11 protein-coding genes and 1 pseudogene are annotated in these 14,602 nt (G+C 69.5%); 3 read left to right on the forward strand and 9 right to left on the reverse strand.

The genetic code is table 11. From position 1 onward, the window contains the following. Positions 1-8: 8 nt before the first annotated feature. The 3 genes from AC6LJ9_RS11525 (at position 9) to AC6LJ9_RS11535 (ending at position 2,803) form a co-directional block, all read left to right on the forward strand. Entirely contained in the window at positions 9-1,250 is a 1,242-nt protein-coding gene (locus AC6LJ9_RS11525; RefSeq protein ID WP_498147649.1) for a lytic murein transglycosylase, read from the forward strand. Positions 1,251-1,373: 123 nt separating this feature from the next. Then, a complete protein-coding gene (locus tag AC6LJ9_RS11530; protein ID WP_498147650.1) occupies positions 1,374-1,793 on the forward strand; it encodes a YidB family protein in 420 nt (139 codons plus the stop codon). Between the two features lie 62 nt (positions 1,794-1,855). Then, positions 1,856-2,803: a DUF4434 domain-containing protein gene (locus tag AC6LJ9_RS11535; RefSeq protein WP_498147651.1), complete on the forward strand. Its 948-nt coding sequence runs from the start codon at positions 1,856-1,858 to the stop codon at positions 2,801-2,803. A 21-nt stretch (positions 2,804-2,824) separates the two neighbouring features. On the opposite strand, the gene AC6LJ9_RS11540 is transcribed toward AC6LJ9_RS11535, so the two are convergent. The 9 genes and pseudogenes from AC6LJ9_RS11540 to AC6LJ9_RS11580 all read right to left on the reverse strand — a co-directional run bounded on the left by AC6LJ9_RS11540 (position 2,825) and on the right by AC6LJ9_RS11580 (position 14,590). Beyond that, positions 2,825-3,955 (reverse strand): acyl-CoA dehydrogenase family protein, encoded by a 1,131-nt coding sequence (locus AC6LJ9_RS11540; RefSeq protein ID WP_498147652.1) that lies wholly within the window; start codon positions 3,953-3,955, stop codon positions 2,825-2,827. A 9-nt stretch (positions 3,956-3,964) separates the two neighbouring features. After that, entirely contained in the window at positions 3,965-4,645 is a 681-nt protein-coding gene (locus AC6LJ9_RS11545; protein ID WP_498147653.1) for an alginate O-acetyltransferase AlgF, read from the reverse strand. After that, the gene (locus AC6LJ9_RS11550) at positions 4,642-6,117 is read right to left on the reverse strand and encodes an AMP-binding protein (protein ID WP_498147654.1); all 1,476 of its coding nucleotides are present in this window, start codon (positions 6,115-6,117) and stop codon (positions 4,642-4,644) included. The genes AC6LJ9_RS11545 and AC6LJ9_RS11550 overlap by 4 nt, the downstream gene beginning before the upstream one ends. 26 nt (positions 6,118-6,143) lie before the next feature. Beyond that, positions 6,144-6,383, reverse strand: coding sequence for an acyl carrier protein (locus tag AC6LJ9_RS11555; protein WP_212320581.1), 240 nt, complete (start codon positions 6,381-6,383; stop codon positions 6,144-6,146). A gap of 25 nt (positions 6,384-6,408) precedes the next feature. Beyond that, a complete protein-coding gene (locus AC6LJ9_RS11560) occupies positions 6,409-7,989 on the reverse strand; it encodes an MBOAT family O-acyltransferase (protein WP_212320580.1) in 1,581 nt (526 codons plus the stop codon). Between the two features lie 9 nt (positions 7,990-7,998). Further along, complete coding sequence (locus AC6LJ9_RS11565) at positions 7,999-9,099, reverse strand: alginate O-acetyltransferase AlgX-related protein (protein ID WP_498147655.1); 1,101 nt, start codon at positions 9,097-9,099, stop codon at positions 7,999-8,001. Between the two features lie 4 nt (positions 9,100-9,103). Continuing rightward, positions 9,104-10,105 (reverse strand): alginate O-acetyltransferase AlgX-related protein, encoded by a 1,002-nt coding sequence (locus AC6LJ9_RS11570; RefSeq protein ID WP_498147656.1) that lies wholly within the window; start codon positions 10,103-10,105, stop codon positions 9,104-9,106. Positions 10,106-10,131: 26 nt separating this feature from the next. Further along, positions 10,132-12,897: an NfrA family protein gene (locus AC6LJ9_RS11575; protein WP_498147657.1), complete on the reverse strand. Its 2,766-nt coding sequence runs from the start codon at positions 12,895-12,897 to the stop codon at positions 10,132-10,134. After that, positions 12,894-14,590: pseudogene (locus AC6LJ9_RS11580) on the reverse strand (glycosyl transferase family protein). The gene AC6LJ9_RS11575 and the pseudogene AC6LJ9_RS11580 overlap by 4 nt, the downstream one beginning before the upstream one ends. Between the last annotated feature and the right edge of the window lie 12 nt (positions 14,591-14,602).

Below are 14,602 nucleotides of genomic sequence, written 5' to 3' on the forward strand. Positions count from 1 at the left end.
CCAACCGGATGAAACCCGCCCATCCCGTCACACGCTCCCCGTCCCGATCCGCCCGACCGCGCGCGCTGCTGCTGGCCGCCGCGCTGGCCGCGTCGCTGCCCGCCATGCCCGCCGCGGCGGCCGACAGCTTCGACGGCTGCCTGGCCCGGCTGCGCGCGCCGGCGCTGAAAACCGGCGTGTCGGCCGCCACCTTCGATGCCCACACGGCGAAGCTGGCGCCCGACATGAGCGTGTTGGATCTGCTGGATTTCCAGCCCGAGTTCCGCACGCCCATCTGGGACTACATGGCGGCGCTGGTCGATGACGAGCGCGTGACGGATGGCCAGGCGGGCATGGCGCGCTGGCAGGCGGATCTGCAGCGCGCCTCGGTCCGCTACGGCGTGGATCCGGCTGTCATCGCCGCCGTCTGGGGGGTGGAGAGCAACTACGGACAGACCCTGGGCGGGCGTTCCCTGCTGGTGTCGCTGTCCACGCTGTCCTGCTATGGTCGCCGGCAGGCGTATTTCCGGGGCGAGTTCTTTGCCACGCTCAAGATCATCCAGGAAGAGGGCATCGCGCCCGAGAAGCTGCAGGGCTCGTGGGCCGGCGCTTTCGGCCAGACCCAGTTCATGCCGTCCACGTACCTGCGGCTGGCGGTGGACGGCGACGGCGACGGCCGTCGCGACCTGATCGACAGCGTGCCGGACGCGCTCGCGTCCACCGCGAATTTCCTCAAGCACGCGGGCTGGAATGGTGGCATGGCCTGGGGTTACGAGGTGCGGCTGCCGGCGGGGTTCAATGCCGCCGGCGCGGGACGCAAGAACAAGCGCGCCCTGTCGCACTGGACCGGCCAGGGCATCACGCGGGCCGACGGCCGGCCCTTGCCCGCCGGCGATGTCCCGGCGGCGCTGTTGCTGCCCGCCGGTCGCGGCGGCCCGGCGTTCCTGGTGACGCGCAACTTCGACGCGCTCTATTCCTATAACGCGGCCGAAAGCTACGCGCTGGCGATCGCGCACCTGTCCGACCGGCTGCGCGGCGGCGGATCGCTGGTCCAGGCCTGGCCGACCGATGATCCGGGGCTGTCGCGCGCCGAGCGGCGCGAATTGCAGACCCTGCTGATTGCGCGCGGCTATGACATCGGCGAGCCTGATGGCCTGATCGGCGTGCAAACCCGGAATGCCTTGCAGAAGGCGCAGCGCGAGCTGGGCCTGCCGGCCGATGGGCGGGCAGGGCAGAAAGTGCTGCAGGCGCTGCGGGGCGGGGCCGGCTGAGCCGTCCGTCGGGCGGCAAAGGACAAGATTTGCAAATATGGGTTTCCACGCCCGCCGCGCGCCAGGAATCGTGCAAACCAGCGCATATACTGGTTTTCCCTCTTCTTTTCCAGGAGCACGGCGATGAGCCTATTGGATACCTTGGCCTCGATGGCCGGCGGCGGCAACGGGCAGCAAGGCGGCGGCGCCTCGCTATTGCCCGCCCTGATCGAACAGCTGAACCAGTACCCCGGCGGCCTGTCCGGCCTGATCGCCAGCTTCCAGAAGGGCGGCCTGGGCGAGATCGTGGCGTCGTGGGTGGGCAAGGGCGAGAACCTGCCCGTCAGCGCCGACCAGCTCGGCTCGGTGCTGGATCCCGGCGTGGTGCAGGGGCTGGCCGACAAGACCGGCCAGGATGCCAGCTCCGTGCTGGGTTCGCTGTCGGCGATGCTGCCGCAGCTCGTCGACAAGGCCACGCCCGACGGCACGGCGCAGCCCGGCCAGTCGTTCAACCCGACCGACCTGCTGGCTTCCCTGTCCGGCCTGTTCGGCAACCGCGGCTGAATGCCGCCGAGGCCGCGCTGCTGACGCGCTGCGTTCCCGCCGCGCCCGGCCGCCGGCGCCTGTTGCAGGCGCTGGCGCTGGGCGCGCTTTTGCCGCTGTCGGCCTGTGCGCCGCGCCGGCCGGTGCAAGGCACCTTCCTGCAGCTGTGGCGCAGCCACCTGGACCTGACGCCCGCGCAGTGGGCCGAGCGCATTGCCGCCTGCCGCCGGCTGGGCAGCCGCGAGATCTTCCTGCAATGGGTTGGCCTGGAAGGCGGCAGGCCCGACGACTGGATGGCGCCCGACACCGTGCTGGGCCTGATCTTCGACGAGGCCGCGCGCCATGGCATGGGCGTGCACGTGGGACTGCCCTACGACCAGCGCTGGTGGAACGTGCTGGCCGCGCCCGATGACGAGGCGCTGGCGCGCTATCTGGACCTCACGCGCGAGCATGGCCTGGCCTATATGCGGACCGCGCCCTGGTCCGCGCGCCGCAATTTTCGCGGCTGGTATCTGCCGTATGAGCTGGAGCAGTACAACTGGGCGTCCGCGTCCCGCCAGGCGCTGCTGTGGCCGTGGCTGGACGCCTTCTCGCGCGCGGCCCTGGACAGCAGCGGCCGCGCGCCCTGCATCTCGACGTATTTCAGCCGCCTGGGTGGCAGCGGCACGCTGGAACAGCTGTGGCGCGGCATCCTGGACCATGCGCGCGTGCATCCCATGATCCAGGACGGCGTGGGCGTGGCGGGACTGGACAACCTGAAGGCGCTGGAGCCGCTGCGCCGCCTGCTGTTGGCGCGCAATGCGCCGTTCGATCTGGTGATCGAACTGTTCGAGGAACTGCCCTCGGGCAGCACGGATGGATCTACCTTCAAGGCGCGCTCGGCCGATTTCGAGCGGGTGCGCAAGCAATGGCTGATCGCCGACAGCTACGGCGCGCAGCGCGTCGTGGCCTTCGCGCTTGATCCCTGGGTCATCGGCGACAGCCCGGAGGCGCGGGCGCTGCGGCAGGCCTGGATGCGAGCGCGCGCCTGATGCATGTCGGCCGTCGCGGCTTCAGGCGAAGCCGCGGCCGATGATCTCGCGCATGATTTCGCTGGTGCCGCCGAACAGGCGCAGCGCGCGCGCATCGGACCAGGCGCGGCCGATGCCGTATTCCGCCATGTAGCCATAGCCGCCATACAGCTGCAGCAGCTCGTCCAGCGCCTTGCCCTGGATCTCGGTGGCGTTCAGCTTGGCGATGGCGGCGGTGGTGGCGTCGAGTTCGTCCGCCATCAACCGCGCCAGGCAGTCGTCCAGGAACACGCGCAGCATGACGCTTTGCGCGCGGGTGTTGGCCAGGATGAAGCGCGAGTTCTGGTAGTCGATGACGCGGCGGCCGAAGACCTTGCGGCCACGAATGTACTCAGCGGTTTCCTCCAGCATGCCTTCCAGCGAGGCGGCCGCGCGCAGCGCGATGGCCAGGCGCTCGCGCGCCAGTTCGCGGGTCAGGTATTCGAAGGCCGCGTTCTCTTGTCCCAGCAGGCAATCGGCGGGCAGGCGCAGGTCGTCGAAGAACAGCTCGCAGGTGTCCTGGCTGTGCTGGCCGATCTTGTCCAGCGGCGCGCCCTTCGCGTAGCCGGGCAGTCCGGCCTCGACGCAGAATAGCGACAGGCCGCGCGCGCCCAGGTCGGGCGCGGTGCTGGCCAGCACGATGGCCAGGCCGGCGTTCACGCCGTTGGTGATGAAGGTCTTCTGGCCGTTGAGCACGTAGTGGTCGCCGTTGCGCACGGCGCGGCTGCGGATCGCCTTCAGGTCGCTGCCGGCGCCGGGCTCGGTCAGCGCGAGCGCGCCGATCAGCTCGCCCCGCGTCATGGCAGGCAGCCAGCGCGCCTTCTGCGCCTCGGTACCGAAGGCGTCCAGGTAGGGCGCCACCATGTCCGAATGGACGGAAAAGCCGATGCCCAGATAGTTGGCGCGGGCCAGTTCCTCGATCACCACCGCCGCGTGTCCGAAGTCACCGCCCAGGCCGTAGGGCTCGGGCAGGGCGCAGTTGAGCAGGCCTTCCTCGCCCGCGCGACGCCAGAGCGAAGCCGGCGTGATGCCGGCCTTTTCCCAGGCGGCATAGTGCGGCGCGATTTCCTGCGCGATGAAGCGGCGGACCTGGTCGCGGAACAGTTCGTGGTCGTCTCGGAATACGCGGCGCATGCCGCCTCCTTACTTGTTGCTGTAGGGGTCGGTGGCGCTGGCCTGGCCGGTCAGCGTGGGCGCGGCGGCCGTGCCGCCCAGGAACAGGCTGTAGTGGTCGCCGGGCTGCAGCGCGGGCAGCGCCAGCTCGGCGCTGGCGGCCGCGCCGCAGGCGCCGGCCAGGGAAGCCCGCACGGGATTGATGGCGCGCGCGGCGGCGGCCTGCGGCTTGATATCGTCGAACAGCGTCGGCCCTTGCGGGCTGACCTTGAGCGCCGCGCCGGCGCAGCCGGGGATCAGGTTGTAGAAGCGCAGCTCGGCCTTGAGCGCGTCCTGCGCGCCGCCACTGTCGTCGATGCGCGCCAGCGTGACCTTGCCGCCGTCGCGGCGCGCGACCAGCGTGGTGAAGCTGTCCGGCGCCACCTGCAGGGCGCCGGCGGGCTTGCCGTCCACCTGCACCTTGAACTCCTGGTTGCCCTTGACGATGGCGTAGGTGGTGGCGGGCTTGGCCGGGCCGATGTCCTGGGCCGGGCCGCCGGCGACCTGGGCGCGCATGGGCGCGCTCTCGGGATTGACGACGCGCACGAAGGACGAGCCGGCGGGCGGCCGGGCGGCGTACAGCTGGGCGAAGGCGCCTTCGGCGCGGGCCGCGCCAGCGGCGGCCAGCGCCAGGCCCAGGGCCAGCAGGATCGGGGAAATACGCAGGGTCATGCTTTGGGCTCCGGTTTCTTGCTCAGGCGCGCATCCAGGTACAGGCGTTCCAGCTGCTTGCGGTCGGCCTTGTCCGTGCTGGTGGTGGGGAAGGGGCTGCAGGACAGCAGTTCCGACGGGATCATGTAGGGCGGCAGGCGACGGCCCAGGGTGTCCTTCCAGGCCGCCAGCGCCTCGGGCAGCGGTTGCAGGCCGGCGGTTCCGGGCGCCGCCGGCTCGACGAAGCCGATCAGCCGGACGATGGCGCCGTCCGGCCGGCGCAGCGCCACCGTGGCGCCGGCGCGCACGCCGGGCAGCGCCGCGATCGCGGCGTCGATCTCGGCCAGTTCGATGCGATAGCCGTGCAGCTTGATCTGGTCGTCGATGCGGCCGCGGAACGTGATCAGGCCCTGGCCGTCGATCTCGCCCAGGTCGCCGCTGCGGTAGCCGCGCTTGCCGTCGCGCGTGAACATGCGCGAGGCGTTCAGGTCCGGCCGGTTCAGGTAGCCGCGCATGACGTGGTCGCCGGCGATGCAGATCTCGCCCTGGTCGATGAAGACATCGGCATAAGGCTTGGCGCGGCCGATGGGGAAGGGATTCGGCGCGGCCTGGCGCAGCGCCGCGTCGATCTCGACCCAGGTGGTCGAGCAGGTGGCTTCGGTCGGACCGTAGGAATTGATGATGCGCGCATCGGGGAAGCGCTGCCACAGCTCCTCGGCCAGCGTCGGCGAGAGCGATTCGGCGCCGAAGACGAAGACGCGCAGGCTGGGCAGGCTGGCGCCGTTGAAGTCCGGGTTGAACAGTTGCTGCCGCACGAATGACGGCGTGGACGCCCAGACCGAGACGCCGGTGTCCGCCAGGTACTGCATGAAGGCGCCGCGCTCGGCGATGGTCTCGCGCGGACACAGCACGCAGGCGCCGCCCAGTTCCAGCGCGCCGACCCAGTTGAACAGCGAGAAATCGAAGCTGAACAGCATCTGGTCCATGAACGCGGGCGCGGCACCCAGGTTCAGGCAATCGCGGATCCAGCCCGCGAACAGCGTGACGCTTTCGCGCCCGATCTGCACGCCCTTGGGGTCGCCGGTGCTGCCGGACGTGAACATGATGTAGGCCAGTCCGGCCTCGCGCAGCGGCGCGGGGCTGGCGCTGCCCGGCTCGAAGGCCTGGGCCTGCGCGTCGTAGCGCAGGCCGGCGCGCACCAGCTCGCCGATGCGCTTGATGCGTTCGGGCGGATTGATGACGTCGACGGGCACGAAGGGCACGCGCAGCCGCAGGCATCCCAGCATGGCGACCAGGAAGGCGGTTTCCTTGTGGCCGGAAATCACCATGGGCACGCCGGCGGCGGCGCCGGCGTCCAGCGCGGCCTGTTCCCAGGCCTGGACCGCGGCCTGCAGCGCGTCCCAGCGCAGGATGCCACGGGCATCCACCACGGCGATCGCGTCGCGCGCCGACGCGGTGTTGGCGAAATCGCAGGCCTTGAAATCGAAATGCATGCGCGGCTCCTTCGCAACAGCGGCGTTCAGGCGCCCTGGCGCTCCGCGATGAAGGCGGCCAGGGTATGCACCGACTCCAGGTGCACGTCGATTTCGGTGGGCGGAATCTTGCAGCCGAACTCGCGCTCCACCGCCAACGCCACGTCGACCGCCGCCAGTGAATCGACCAGGCCGGACTCGATCAACAAGGTGTCGGGATCGACCTGCGTCAGGATGACGTTCTCGATGAGTTCGGCCACTTTGGCTTCGATAGTCTTGATATCCATGCAATGCTCCGGGACCGTGTCGCGGTCAGAATTGGAAATAGAGAAACCGGGTTTCCTTGTGCAGGTTGACCAGGCAGAAGAACAGCAGGGCCAGCATCACGGCCAGCCAGCCCAGGGTGGGGCGCCAGCGCATCCACGGCGCGGCGGCCTCCTGCGGCTTGAACAGGGCGGGCGAGTAGCGGCCCAGGATCTGATGCGCGTTGGGCGTGAACCAGGCGATGCCCAGCAGGACGACCGCGTAGATCAGTTGCATATGATGGCCCAGCAGCATGCGCCAGGCGTCGCCCCAGGCCAGCCCGTCCACGCGCGCGGCCAGGTCCAGCGCCTCGACGCCGCGCATGCCGATCATGCCCTGCACCAGCAGCATCGCGTCGCCCACGCCATTCGCGCGGAAGAAGGCCTGCGCCACCAGCACCGCCACGAAGGTGAGCAGCACGCAGGCGGCGCGCTTGGCGGGGCCCATCTGGCGCGCGGCGGCCGGCTTGCGGCCGACGACGAAGATGCGCCAGGCGTGGTTCACCGACAGGTACATCGCGTGCAGCAGGCCGAACACCAGGAACTGGAAGCCAGCGCCGTGCCAGATGCCGGCCAGGCCCATCGTGTACACGGTGGGCAGGATGATGCTGCCGGCAAAGCCGCCGGGCGTGGCCACGCCCTGCGTGCCCACCGGCAGATTGCGCTCGGTGCGCCACTTCGACACCGCCATGGCCACCGGGTAGTAGAGATAGGCGGTCAGGTAGCGGGTCAGCGTCATGTGCCAGCGGGCCCAGAACTCGATGATGCTGCCGGCCTTGTACGGCGAATTGAAGTTCAGCGGGAAGCGGATGCCGAACATCTTGGCCAGGCCCAGCGCCATGTCCGAGTAGCCGGAGAAGTCGAAGTACAGCTGCAGCGCGTAGCACAGGCTGGCGCCCCAGGAGCCCCAGAACATCAGCTCGCCGGGCGCGGCGAAGCCGGCGTCGGCATAGGGCGCGATGCCGTCGGCCAGCAGCACCTTCTTGGCCAGTCCGATCACGAACAGCATCATGCCGACGGACAGGTTCTCGGCCTTGAAGCGGTAGTTCTCCGGCTGCGCGAACTGCGGCATCATCTCTTTGTGATGCAGGATGGGGCCGGCGATCAGGTGCGGGAAGAAGGTCACGAACAGCACATAGCTGAGCAGGCTGCGCTCCTTGACCACGCCGGCCTTGCAGTCGAGCAGATAGCCGATCTGCGTGAACGTGAAGAACGAGATGCCCAGAGGCAGGATCACCGAATCCGCGGTCGCGCTGCTCATGCCCAGGTCATTGAGAAAGCCCAGCAGCGCAGCGAAGTATTTGTAGTGGAACAGCAGCGCCAGGTCGGCGCCCACGCCCAGTCCGGTGATCAGGCCCTGCAGGCGCGGCCGGCCCTCGCTGCGCAGGATCAGCTGGCTGACCACATAGTTGAAGGCGATGGAGCCGGCCAGCAGCACCACGAACTGCGGGTTCCACCAACCGTAGAACACGATGGAGGTCAGGCACAGCCACAGCGCGGCCAGGCGCAGGTTGAGCGGCCCCACGGCGTAATACACCGCCAGCGTGATAGGCAGGAAGACCAGCAGGAACAGATAGGAATTGAATAGCATCGCGGTTCGTCAGGGCGGGGGCAGGCTGTCCAGCACGGACCTTTCGTCATCGGTGAGCGGCAGCGACAGCGCCATTTCCGAAAACTCCCAGACCACCAGTTTCAGGCTCTTGGGCCATTGTTCACGCTGTTTCAGCGCCACCAGCAGCGCGCCGGAGAACTGCCCGCCGTCCAGGCTCAGGTTCCAGACTTCGCGGCCCAGTCCCATGCCCAGCCGCTCGGCGAAGTGGCTGCGGCGGCCGTTGGAACTGCCGGCCAGCAGCACCTCGACGGGCGGCGCTTCGTCCAGCAGGCCGCCGCTGCGCAGCGGTTCGATCTGCTGCGGCGCGACGCGTTCCAGCTCCGGACGCCAACCCATGCGCGCGTGTTCCAGGCCGGCCAGCACGATCAGGTCGCCCATGCGCGGCGCCGGTGCGCCCGGCGCGTCCACGCGGAAAGCCTGCTGGCCGACGCCGCCCAGCAGTGGCCGCGCGGCGTCGGCCACGCGCCGCGCGGCGGCTTGCGCGCCTTGGGCGTTCATGTGCACGTCGGTGCGGAAGAACATGGGTTCGGCGGCGCCGGACAGGACGGGGCGCAGGTCGACGAAGGGCACGCCCTGCGCCTGCAGCGCCTGCTGCCACTCGTCCAGCGCGCGACGCATGGGCTGCGAGGCGGGCAGGCCGCAAAGCCGGTCGGCCTCGATGCGCGACTTGTCGGGCACCGCGACCACCAGCAGTCGCACCTGCCGCTGGCGCAACCGGTCGGCCCAGTGCCGCATCAGGCGCACGCGCTCGTCGAACACATGCACGCCGGGCTGGGGGCGCAGGCCGTCGCGGTAGAACAGCCAGCCGGGGCAGCCCATCGCGACCTGGTCGCCCAGGTCTCCCAGCAGGCGGTAGCGCAGCGATGCGTTCCAGGTATTCAGCGTGTCCTGCGCGGGCAGGCGCAGCGCGCGGTTCAGCGCGCCGCCGGCCGAGCCGTCGAGCCAGGCCGCCGGCGCCACGTCGGCCGGCTTGAGGCCGGCGTCGGCGAGTCGCCATATGCCCCAGCCCAGGCCGAGCGCGAGCAGCAGGCCGGCAACGGCGGCATTGCGGCCATGTCCGGCGGTTTGCGGCTTGTCCGCTGATGCCACGGCCCTACTTCCCGATGGCCGCTTGCATGCGGCTGCGCCAGCCGTCGGCGCTCATGATGGAGGCGTTGTCCCACAGGCCCTTGGCGTCGGGGCCCTGCGCGTAGGTCGGCTCGAACATCTGCCACACCAGCACCTGCGGCTTGTTTTGCTTGAACGCCGGCGACTCCAGGTATTCCAGCAGCATGATCCAGTGGCCGACGTTGCCGGGCTTCCAGTTCACGGATACCGGGCGGTCGAGCGCGTTGGACAGTTTTTGCGGAAACCCGAAGTAGGGCTGCACCATGCTGTGCCCGGTGACGTGGACCGGGGCCGGGGCATCGTCCAGCAGGCTCTGGTTCTCGGCCTGGCGGCGCACGGTGAAGGTCTCGCGCCCGGCCTGCTTGCGCTGCTCGGGCGAGAGGAACAGTTCGGCCAGGTCGCCGTAACGGCGCTCGTTGACCACGCTGCCCAGCGGCAGGCCGGTGCCGGGCTTGCCGGCCAGGGTCTGCACGTCCTGCTTGATGCGTTGCGCCAGCGCGTCGGCGGTGGCATCGGCGGCGGCCTGCGTCCAGTGCTGGTCCGTGCGGTAGAACACGTCCTGTCCGCTGTCCTTCAGGCGCCGCAGCAGGGCCTCGTCGTCGAAGGTCGCCATGCCCGCGGCCTTGAGCTTGTCCTGGATGGTCTGGTAGCGCCGCTTCACCTCGGGGCTGAGCGCCTTTCCATCGGGCAGCTTGTCCTGGTAGAACAGCGTCTTGTCCGGCAGCACCAGCACTTCGAGCTGGATGCCCTTGGCCGCCAGCGCGTCGCGCGTCTCGCGCACCAGTTGCGTGGACGCGTCGATGCCGCGCGTGTCGACCTGGGTCAGGCTGCCCCAGCCGGGGAACAGCCAGTTGTCCTTGCCCTGGATCACGATGGACGAGCCTTGTTGCGCGTGCGCGGCGCCGGCGGACAGGGCGAGCGTGGCGACCGCCGCGCTTGCAGCCAGTCGATGCAGGATCGTGGAGGGAGAGGAGGAGAAAAGGGTCATGCGTGCTCCTTGCGATGCGGGCGGGTTCAGTACGACAGGGTCAGGTTGATGAACAGGCCTTTCGCCCGGTCGGCGGCGCCCCCGCCGATATTGAATCGATATTGCGTCGTCAGGTCCAGGTAGGACCGCGGCGCGTTGTAGTGGTCTTCGCGGAACCAGTAGCGCAGGTTGAAGCCGGGGCCCGCGCCCAGGGACCAGGATTTACCGTTGCCCAGCAGGTCGTAGGAATCCTGGCCGTCGATGTTCAGGCCGGACACGCGGTTGCGGTTCCACAGCCAGTCCGCCGCCACCACCGCGTAAGGGAAGAACACCAGGCGGTCGCTGACGGCGTCCACGCGGTAGCTGCGGCCCACGCGCAGCTCGCCGGCGCCGAAGGCCTGGTCGCGTTTCAGCTTGCCCGAGCTTTCCGCGCTGTCCTTGCCCGAGGCATTGTTGCGCAGCCAGAAGCGGGCGGGCATGTCCTGCCAGGAGTAGCCGGCCTGCACGTAGCCTTCCATGGTGAACCAGTCGGGGCGGTCGATGCGCAGGTTGGTGCCTTCGTACATGCCATAGGTGACATAGGCCAGCCAGCCACCGCTGCCGGCGTCCGTCTTGTAGTAGGCGGTCTGGTTGCCGGTGTTCAGCGCGCAGCGCAGTTCATCGGGCCGCGGCGTGAACGTGCCCTGGCGCGTGGCGCTGCCCAGGTTGAACTGGCGTTCCAGGCCAAAGGTCAGGCCGACCTCGGTGGATGGCGTGAAGCGCATGCCCAGCGAGCCTACCGTGGTCGGGATGCCCGAGATGCCGTTGTTGGACGTTTCGTCCACCTGGATATTGCCGCCGCCGCAAGGGTTCGACACGGTCTGGCTGGCGGTCTTGCCGCCGTTGTTGTACAGCGTGTTGGACAGGCGGCCGTACAGTTCGAAGGTGCGCGTGGACGAGTTCAGGAAATCGGAGGGACGCCAGAAGATCTCGGCCGTGCTGAACACCGCGTCGCCGGGCACCGTGATGGCCGCGCCGCCCAGGCCGGCCGCCGCGGGCCGCGCGCCCCGGTAGCCGGTCGAGACGTAGCCGCCCCACTCGCGCGACAGGCCGGCGATGCTGCTGCGGGTGTCGAAGCGCTGCTGCGGGGTGAGGTCGAGCTTGCCGGCGTCGTCCTGGTCGATGGCTTCCTTGAGCTTGTCCACCGCGCCGCGCTTGTCGCCGACGCCGGACAGCGCATAGCCTTCGTCGAGGATGGCGGTGGGCGGGGCCTTGCCCGTGGCGCGCGCGGCCTGGAAGTCGCGCAGCGCTTCGCGGGGCTGGCGCATGCGCTGGTGCAGGTAGCCGCGCTGCATCAACAGCGTCGGATCGTCGGGCTGGGCCGCCAGGGCCTCGCCCATGCGCTGGTTGGCCTCGGCCATCTGCGTTGCGTTGCCGGCGGCCAGCGTGGTGGTCAGCAGCCGCTGCAGGTCCTTGCTGTCCGGATCCTGTTGCACGGCCTTGCGGGCCTGCGTGATGGCTTCCTGGTAGTCCTGGCGCGCGTAGGCGGCATAGGCCAGCGAGGCCGGCCCGCCGCTGCCCGCCGCGTCCGAGGGCAGCAGCTCGCAGGACGTGCCGTAGGGCGTGTCGCGGCAGTCCTGGACCGGCGCGGGATAGTTGGCCAGCGTCAGCGTCGCGGGCACGGCGGGGCGGGAGCGGGCGCGCTTGACGCGATCGGCGCCGGCCTCGTCCTTGGCGCCCAGCGGTTCCACCAGGGCCAGCGCGCGGGCGTTCTGGCCCCCGGCCAGCGCGGCATCGGCGGCGATCAGGCGCACATTGCGCCGCTGGCTGTCGTCCAGCCAGTCCTGCTTGAGCGCGGCGTCGAAGTCGGCGTCGGCTTCCTCGGCCTTGCCCTGGCGCTGGCGCAGATAGCCGCGCATGACCAGGGCCACGGTGTTTTCATCGTCCTGCTTGAGCGCGTCGGTGGCCGCGTCCTCGGCGGCCGCGAGCTGGCCGTCCAGCATCAGCGCGGTCATCAGCAGCAGGCGGTGGCTGGCGGTGTCGGGCGCCAGCGCCACGGCTTGCCGCGCCAGCGGGACGGCGTCGCCGGGCCGGTTGGCGATCAACGCCTGATAACCCTGTTCCGCCGGCTTGACCGCCATGCGCCGCTTCATGGTGGCGCGACGCGCGGCCAGGTCGCTCTGGTTTGGCGCGCCCAACGTCATCGCCTGGTTGGCGGCCGTTTCGGCTTCGGCGTACTTGCCTTGGGCTTCCAGCGCGTCCAGCCACAGCATGGCCCAGGCGCCCTGCTTGGGATCGATGCGGAAAGCCTGCTCGGCGCCGCGCTGGGCGGCGGGGTAGTTGCCGCTGTTGTAGTCCGCGTAGGCGCGCGTGGCGATGGGGAAGCCGCGGCGGTAGGCGCTGGTCGTGGCCGGCGCGCCGCCGGCGGGACGGGCGCCGGCCGGACGCGCATTGGCCGCCGGGGCGGCGGGCGTCGCGGGGCGCAGGTTGGCGCGCGCCTGCCGCAGCGCGGGCGTGTCCAGGCCGCTCTTGGCGGCATCGTCGGCGGCGCGTTCGGCCTCGTCCAGCTTGCCCTGTTTCTGCAACGCGTAGATCAGCAGCAGGCGCAGGCGTTCGACGTCCGGGCGCAGCGCGATCGCCGATTCGGCCTGCTGCTGCGCCTGTGCGTAGCGGCCGGCGTCGTAGAGCCTGTAGCCCTCGTTGGCGAATTGCCAGGCGGCGCCCTCCAGCGGCGCCTCGGCGGCGCGCGCGGCCTGTTGGGCGGCGGCGGGCGCGCCGTTCCACAGGCAGGCGAGCGCGGCGGACAGGACTAGCGTGCGGGTCAGGGGCGTCATGAGGTGGCGGGCTTGTCGTCGGTGGGCGGGTGCGCGGCTTGCGCCTGCGCGCCCTGTTGGAAATCGATGGCTTCCTTGAGCGTGCCGGCGTCCAGCCAGCCCTGTTCGAGCAGGATGGCGCCCAGCGGTTTCTTGTCGCGCGCCTGGATCTCCAGCGCCTGCGCCAGCTTGTCCTCGTCGATGGCCTGCCAGGACAGCAGCAGTTCGCCCAGGCGCTGGCGCTGCTGCGCCAGCTGGTCGGTGGACGGGAAGTCGTGCATGGTCTTGTCCCAGGCCAGCCGCTTGCCCGTGATCAGATGGCCGATGAACAGTTTCCACGCGCGCGCCGCCGCCATGGCGTTGATGAAGTTGCCGACGATCATGCGCGGAATGGACAGCACGGCGTGTTCCCAGCCGTACATACTGCCCACGAAATACATGCGCTGGAGCACGCGCAGCAGCAGGGCGACGGCGTTGAGCCACATCAGCGTCACCAGCCAGCCGCCGGGGCGGAAGTACGAGGGGTAGTACACGGTCCACCAGCCGAAACGGTCGGCCAGATAGAACAGGAAGAAGTTCGCCAGCAGCAGATAGGCCAGGATGGCGATGAAGGACGTGACCAGGCCCTTGCGGTCGCGGAACAGCAGGTAGCGGGTGGCGAACGATCCGGTCCAGCCCACTGCTGCCAGCCTTGCAGGCCGATGCCCAGCGTCCAGCGCGCCTTCTGCCGGTAGGCGGTGCGGAAGGTGTTGGGGAAGTACTCGCGCACGCCCAGCGGCATGGACAGCGTGGTGACTTTTTCCGGGCCCAGTCCGAACCAGGAGCGTCGGCGCGTCACATACTCGACCGGGAATTTGCCGAAGATCTGGCGCATGCCCCGCTGCGCCAGCCGCGCGCCGATGTCGTAGTCCTCGGTCAGCGTGTCCGTGTTGAAGGGCTGGTTGTTGGTCTCGGCCGCCAGTTCCATCAGCGCGCGCCGCGAGAAGCAGGTGCCCACACCCGCCGACGGCACCATCTTGGACAGGCTTTCGCGGACCACCAGGTCCTTGGTGTGCCACTCAGCGAATTCGTCCATGTAGGTGCCGGCGACGAGCTCGTGCCATTCGCGTTCCAGCGAGGTCACGGGCAGCTGGATGAAGTCGATGCGCGGCAGCAGGTAGTTGTAGTACTTCAGTTCCAGCGGGTGCAGCACGTCTTCGCTGTCGTGCAGGATGACGCCGGCGAAGGGCACGGGCTGCTTTTCGTCCTGCGCGAAGATGGCCTGCACGATCCAGTTCAGGCAATCGGCCTTGCAGGTGGGGCCGTCGTGCGGCACCTCGACGCGTATCAGCTGGCGGTAGCGCCGCCGCATGCGCTCGACTTCCTTGATCGTGCGCTCGTCGTTCTGGTAGGTGCCGGCGAAGATCATGTAGTTCTTGTACTCGAGCGTGGACACCATGGTCTCGAGCATGGATGCGATCACGTCGTACTCCAGCCATGCCGGCACCATGATGGCCAGGGGCTGTTCCTCCTTGGCGCGCAGCTGCGCCGCCGTCAGCGGGGTATAGCGCCGGTCCTCGACGAGCCGGCGGCGCAGCGCCCGCAGCCAGAACCAGCCGTCGATGAACAGATCATCCAGGCTGGACAGCAGGATGATGATGCCGACGACGGCGGTCACGATTTCCAGGCCGCGATAGTAGTCCGCGGCCAGATAGGGCCAGTAGAGCGTAGACATGGCGCGCCTGCC

The sequence above is a fragment of the Achromobacter sp. 1011811831 genome, from assembly GCF_059760905.1.

Bases quoted from the DNA above. Each gene is read 5' to 3' on its own strand.
- AC6LJ9_RS11525 (WP_498147649.1), top strand. From the start codon at position 9: ATGAAACCCGCCCATCCCGTCACACGCTCCCCGTCCCGATCCGCCCGA.
- AC6LJ9_RS11530 (WP_498147650.1), top strand. From the start codon at position 1,374: ATGAGCCTATTGGATACCTTGGCCTCGATGGCCGGCGGCGGCAACGGG.
- AC6LJ9_RS11540 (WP_498147652.1), bottom strand. From the start codon at position 3,955: ATGCGCCGCGTATTCCGAGACGACCACGAACTGTTCCGCGACCAGGTC.
- AC6LJ9_RS11545 (WP_498147653.1), bottom strand. From the start codon at position 4,645: ATGACCCTGCGTATTTCCCCGATCCTGCTGGCCCTGGGCCTGGCGCTG.
- AC6LJ9_RS11550 (WP_498147654.1), bottom strand. From the start codon at position 6,117: ATGCATTTCGATTTCAAGGCCTGCGATTTCGCCAACACCGCGTCGGCG.
- AC6LJ9_RS11555 (WP_212320581.1), bottom strand. From the start codon at position 6,383: ATGGATATCAAGACTATCGAAGCCAAAGTGGCCGAACTCATCGAGAAC.
- AC6LJ9_RS11560 (WP_212320580.1), bottom strand. From the start codon at position 7,989: ATGCTATTCAATTCCTATCTGTTCCTGCTGGTCTTCCTGCCTATCACG.
- AC6LJ9_RS11570 (WP_498147656.1), bottom strand. From the start codon at position 10,105: ATGACCCTTTTCTCCTCCTCTCCCTCCACGATCCTGCATCGACTGGCT.
- AC6LJ9_RS11575 (WP_498147657.1), bottom strand. From the start codon at position 12,897: ATGACGCCCCTGACCCGCACGCTAGTCCTGTCCGCCGCGCTCGCCTGC.